Annotated in this window: 5 protein-coding genes and 1 pseudogene; 1 reads left to right on the top strand and 5 read right to left on the bottom strand. The window is 69.7% G+C overall.

The window, feature by feature from the left end; genetic code table 11:
* Positions 1 to 66 precede the first annotated feature (66 nt).
* The 3 genes from RT309_RS13725 to RT309_RS13715 are packed head-to-tail and all read right to left on the bottom strand — an operon-like array spanning position 67 to position 2,319.
* A complete protein-coding gene (locus RT309_RS13725) occupies positions 67 to 420 on the bottom strand; it encodes a cupin domain-containing protein (protein WP_313357926.1) in 354 nt (117 codons plus the stop codon).
* Complete coding sequence (locus tag RT309_RS13720; protein WP_313357924.1) at positions 417 to 1,814, bottom strand: FAD-dependent oxidoreductase; 1,398 nt, start codon at positions 1,812 to 1,814, stop codon at positions 417 to 419. The genes RT309_RS13725 and RT309_RS13720 overlap by 4 nt, the downstream gene beginning before the upstream one ends.
* A gap of 37 nt (positions 1,815 to 1,851) precedes the next feature.
* Complete coding sequence (locus RT309_RS13715) at positions 1,852 to 2,319, bottom strand: Lrp/AsnC family transcriptional regulator (RefSeq protein WP_313357923.1); 468 nt, start codon at positions 2,317 to 2,319, stop codon at positions 1,852 to 1,854.
* A gap of 100 nt (positions 2,320 to 2,419) precedes the next feature.
* Here RT309_RS13715 and RT309_RS13710 point away from each other — a divergent pair, with 100 nt between their 5' ends.
* A complete protein-coding gene (locus tag RT309_RS13710) occupies positions 2,420 to 3,853 on the top strand; it encodes a gamma-aminobutyraldehyde dehydrogenase (RefSeq protein WP_313357921.1) in 1,434 nt (477 codons plus the stop codon).
* A 1-nt stretch (position 3,854) separates the two neighbouring features.
* Here RT309_RS13710 and RT309_RS13705 read toward each other — a convergent pair whose 3' ends face one another.
* Both RT309_RS13705 and RT309_RS13700 read right to left on the bottom strand, forming a co-directional pair.
* Positions 3,855 to 4,367, bottom strand: coding sequence for a GNAT family N-acetyltransferase (locus RT309_RS13705; protein WP_313357919.1), 513 nt, complete (start codon positions 4,365 to 4,367; stop codon positions 3,855 to 3,857).
* A 107-nt stretch (positions 4,368 to 4,474) separates the two neighbouring features.
* Positions 4,475 to 4,778, bottom strand: a pseudogene (locus tag RT309_RS13700) (galactokinase); the annotation flags it as partial.

Below are 4,778 nucleotides of genomic sequence, written 5' to 3'. Positions count from 1 at the left end.
CATCCCGTGAATGCGTCCGACATCTGGAGTGTCGGCCCCCGGTGTGCACCATCGAGGCAGGTGCCGTCAGGCGATGTACACCTTGCGCAGTGTCTCGTGCACGGTCCACAGCGTCTGCATCCCGGCCTCCAGACGCACAACGGAGCCCGCGCGCACGTCGATCGTCGGCAGGGCGGGCTCGATGAAGTCGATCCGGGCGCTGCCGGCGAGCACGATGAACACCTCGTCGATCTCGGTGTCGACCGCGGCGCCCTCGGTCATCTCCCAGACGCCCAGTTCGACTCCGGCGAACGGGCCGAGTTCCCGGATGCCGACAGTCGGCGCCCCCGCGCGAACCGCCTCCGCGGGCAGCGGGTCATGCGTGAGGGGCTCGTGCAGGGCATCCGTCGCGATTCCGGCGGTCTGCAGCGGCAGGCTCACGAGTCGAACCCCATTCCGACGGCGTCGAGGGTCTTCAGCAGCAGGTCGCGCCTGCCCGCGTTGTGGTCTGCGCGATCCATCGACCGGCGCACGAGGTTCACGCCGATCGCCGCGGCCGGCTCGGGCGGGAACGGGATCGGGCGCGTGCGCACCATCTCGAGCTCGGTGCGCTCGGTCGTGAGCCCCTCGAGTTCGTCGAGCATGACGTCGGCGGCGAACCGGCTGGCGCCGACACCGAGGCCGGTGAATCCCGTCGCGTACGCGACGCGCCCACCGCGGGCCGTGCCGAAGAACGCGCAGAAGCGGCTGCACGAGTCGATTGCGCCCGCCCAGCGGTGGGTGAAGCGCAGGCCTTCCAGCTGCGGGAACGTCGTGAAGAAGTGCGAGGCGAGCCTGCGGAAGCTCTCGGGGCGCTCCTCGTACTCGGCGCGCACCTTGCCGCCGAAGTGATAGATCGCGTCGTAGCCGCCGAACAGGATGCGGTTGTCGGCGCTGAGCCGGTAGTAGTGGAACTGGTTGGCGCTGTCGGCGAGCCCCTGCCTGTTCCGCCAGCCGATGGACCGCAGCTGCTCGGCGCTGAGCGGCTCGGTCATCAGCACGTAGTCGTACACCGGCACGGTCATCAGCCGGTTGCGCTTGAGCAGCGACGGGAACGCGTTCGTGGCCAGGGCGACGTGGTCGGCGGTGATGGTCGCCCCGCTCGCGACGGTGACGGTCTGGCGGCCCGACCCGCGGATGCCGGTGACCCGGCTGCGCTCGTGGATCACGACGCCGAGCTCGGTGGCCACCCTCGCCAGCTCCACCGCGAGCTTGGCCGGGTGGATCATCGCGCAGCCGGTGCGGTCCCAGTTGCCGGCGAGGTAGGTGGGGGAGTGCACCTCGGCGCGCACGGCATCCTGATCCAGGAATCCCTCACCCTGCATCCAGTCGATCTGATGCGGCTCGACGGCGACGGCGAGCTGCCCCGTGCGCTCCCAGTCGACGTCCATGCCGTAGCGCTCGACCGACTGCTGGATGCCATCGAGGTTCTCGAGCCCGAGCCGCTCGAGCCGCTCCATCTCGCCCGGCCAGCGGCTCATGCCGTTCTCGTGGCCGTGGGTGAGGCTGGCCTCGCAGAAGCCGCCGTTGCGACCGGATGCCGCCCAGCCGATCCGCGCCGCCTCGAGCACCACGACAGAGCGCTGCGGGTCGCGCTCCTTGGCGCGCACGGCCGTCCAGAGACCGGCGTATCCGCCGCCGACGATGACGAGGTCGGCGCGGGTGCGGTCGGTCAGCGGTGGGTGGCTCGGGCGCTCGATGTCGTCGAACCAGAAGGTGGCGTGCCTGGTGTCGCGAAGGGCGGCGTCGATCAGGCTGTCGTGCGGGCGCTGCCGCTCGAACACGGTGGTGCCCATGGTTCTCGTTCTCTCTCGAAGAGGTGTGCGCTGCCGATCAGCGCGTGCCCCAGTTGTAGAAGTCCTTGTGCAGGCCGGCGTAGATGAGACTCTCGGTGTGCTCGACCCCGGGGATCGCACGCACCCGCATCGAGACCAGTTCGAGAAGGTCTTCGTCGGTCTCGCAGATGGCCTCGGCGAGCACGTCGAAGGTGCCGAGGGTGACGACGACGTACGCGATCTCGTCGAACGCCTTCACGGCATCGGCGACCTCGCGCGGATCGCCGGAGGTGCGGATGCCGATCATCGCCATCCGTGCGAAGCCGAGCTGCCGGGGGTCGGTGACGGCCACGATCTGCATGACGCCCGAGTCGGTGAGGCGCTGCACGCGCTGCCGGACCGCGGCTTCGCTGAGACCGACCGCGCGGCCGATCTCGGCGTAGGGCCGACGGCCGTCCTGCTGCAGCAGCTCGATGATCCGCTTCGAGACATCGTCCAGCGTCGCGGTCTTCGGCTTGTCAGTCATGCGCCGATCCTGACATGAGAACGCGATGCATGCAACCGGATCCGAAGAGAAAAGCGAGAAAAACTCCCGAATCCGCAGAATAGATGGGTATGGTGGCCGCATGGCGACGACGACACTGCAGAACCACATCGGCGGCTCGCCGCGCGATGCGCACGGCACCGGAACCCTCGACCTCGTCGATCCGGCCACCGAAGAGGTGTACGGCCGGATCCCGCTGTCTGACGAGCACGACCTCGACGCAGCCTACGCGGCCGCAGCGTCCGCCTTCCCGATCTGGCGCGACAAGACACCGGCCGAGCGGCAGCTGGCGCTGTTCCGGATCGCGGATGCCATGGCATCCCGCGCCGACGAGTTCGCCGACCTCGAGTCGCAAGACACCGGCAAGCCGCGCGCGACCCTCGTCGCCGACGAGATCGAGCAGTCGATCGACCAGCTGCGCTTCTTCGCCGGCGCCGCCCGCAGCCTCGAGGGGCGCGCGGCAGGGGAGTACGCCGCCGGACACACCTCCTACGTGCGACGCGAGCCGATCGGCGTGATCGGGCAGGTCACCCCGTGGAACTATCCGCTCAACATGGCGGTGTGGAAGATCGCCCCCGCGCTCGCCGCGGGCAACACGGTGGTGCTCAAACCCGCCGAGTCGACCCCGCTGTCGACGCTTCTGCTCGCCGAGATCGTCGCCGAGCACACGCCCGCCGGCACGCTGAACGTCGTGCTCGGCGCTCGCGACACCGGCGCCGCGCTCGTCGCCCACCCGGTTCCGCAGATGGTCGCCATCACCGGATCGGTGCGGGCGGGCATGGCGGTCGCCGCGTCGGCGGCATCCGACCTGAAGCGCGTTCATCTCGAGCTCGGCGGGAAGGCGCCGGCGATCGTGTTCGACGACGCGTCGATCGAGAAGGCGGCGGATGCTATCGTCGCCGCCGCGTTCTTCAACGCCGGACAGGACTGCACGGCCGCGACCCGCGTGATCGCGCACTCTTCGATGCACGACGAGCTGGTGCGCGCCCTCGTCGAGCGCACGCGCACGCATGCGCGCACCGGCGGGCCGCACGAGGAGGGTGTGCTGTTCGGTCCGCTCTCGAGCGCGGCGCAGCTCGCCCAGGTGCAGGGTTTCATCGACCGGCTGCCCGCGCATGCCACGATCGAGACCGGCGGGCGCCGCCAGGGCGACAAGGGCTGGTTCTTCGAGCCGACGATCGTGTCGGGCATGCGGCAAGACGACGAGGCCGTGCAGAACGAGATCTTCGGACCGGTGCTCACCGTGCAGTCGTTCGACACCGACGACGAGGCGCTCGCGATGGCGAACGGCGTGCGCTATGCGCTCGCCGCGTCGGTCTTCACGCGCGATCACACGAGGGCGATGCGCTTCACGCGCGACCTCGACTTCGGCTGCGTATGGGTGAACACGCACATCCCGTTCGTGTCAGACATGCCGCACGGCGGGTTCAAGCACTCCGGCTACGGCAAGGACCTCTCGCAGTACGGCTTCGACGACTACACCCGCGTCAAGCACGTGATGACCGCGCTCGACTGACTCAGGCGAGGCGTTTCACCTGGCGCAGCTCGTGCAGCACGAGCCCGGGACGCTCGTCGACCTTCCGTGCGCCGTCGGATGCCCAGCCGTGCCGCTCGTAGAACGTCGCGGCGCGCGTGTTGCCTTCGAGCACCCAGAGGTACGCGGTCTCGTGGCCGTCTGAGCGCAGGGCATCCTCCACCGCGGTGATCAGCGCGTGGCCGACGCCGGTCGACCAGGCATCCGGATGCGCGTAGATGCCCCAGAGCTCACCCGAGCCGGGCGCATCGGCGTCGCGTGCCTCACCGTAGCTCGCCCAGCCGGTGACGCGGCCGTCGCGCTCGACGACGACGATCGTCTGCGAGGCGCGCGGCGTCTCGGAGAGCAGTCGCGCCCAGCCGGCCTCGCGCTCGGCGATCGACAGCTCATCGAGCACCGACTGCGGCATCAGCCCTCTATACGCCTGCTGCCAGGCGCGTACATGTACCAGGGCGATGTCGTGGGCGTCGTCCGAGGTCGCGGGTCGGATGTTCATGCCGGCTCCTTCCGATGGGGCTCACCAGGCCGTTCGAATCGCGTGAATGGCACGATTCTGGCCCGGTTCGTCGACAATTGAGCGATTCGGAGCTGGTGGGGGGGGTGTCAGGCGTCGCGTCGCGGGCCGTCGGAGGGATGCACGGTGAACACGTGCGGTGCGCCGAATCCGGCATCCGCGAACGCCCGGGTGACGGCATCCGCCATCCGGTCGACGGCGTCGCGCTCGACGAGTGCGATCGCGGCGCCGCCGAAGCCGCCGCCGGTCATCCGCGCCCCGACCGCGCCGTGCGCGAGCGCCGTCTCGACGGCGAGGTCGAGCTCGGGAACCGAGATCTCGAAGTCGTCTCGCATCGACGCGTGCGAGGCGACCAGCAGGTCGCCGATCGCCCGTGGGCCGTCGGATCCGAGC

The organism is Microbacterium sp. (assembly GCF_032084865.1).
Lineage (GTDB): Bacteria > Actinomycetota > Actinomycetes > Actinomycetales > Microbacteriaceae > Microbacterium.
The sequence above is the reverse complement of the archived record's forward strand: the minus strand, read 5'-3'. Positions and strand labels throughout refer to the sequence as shown.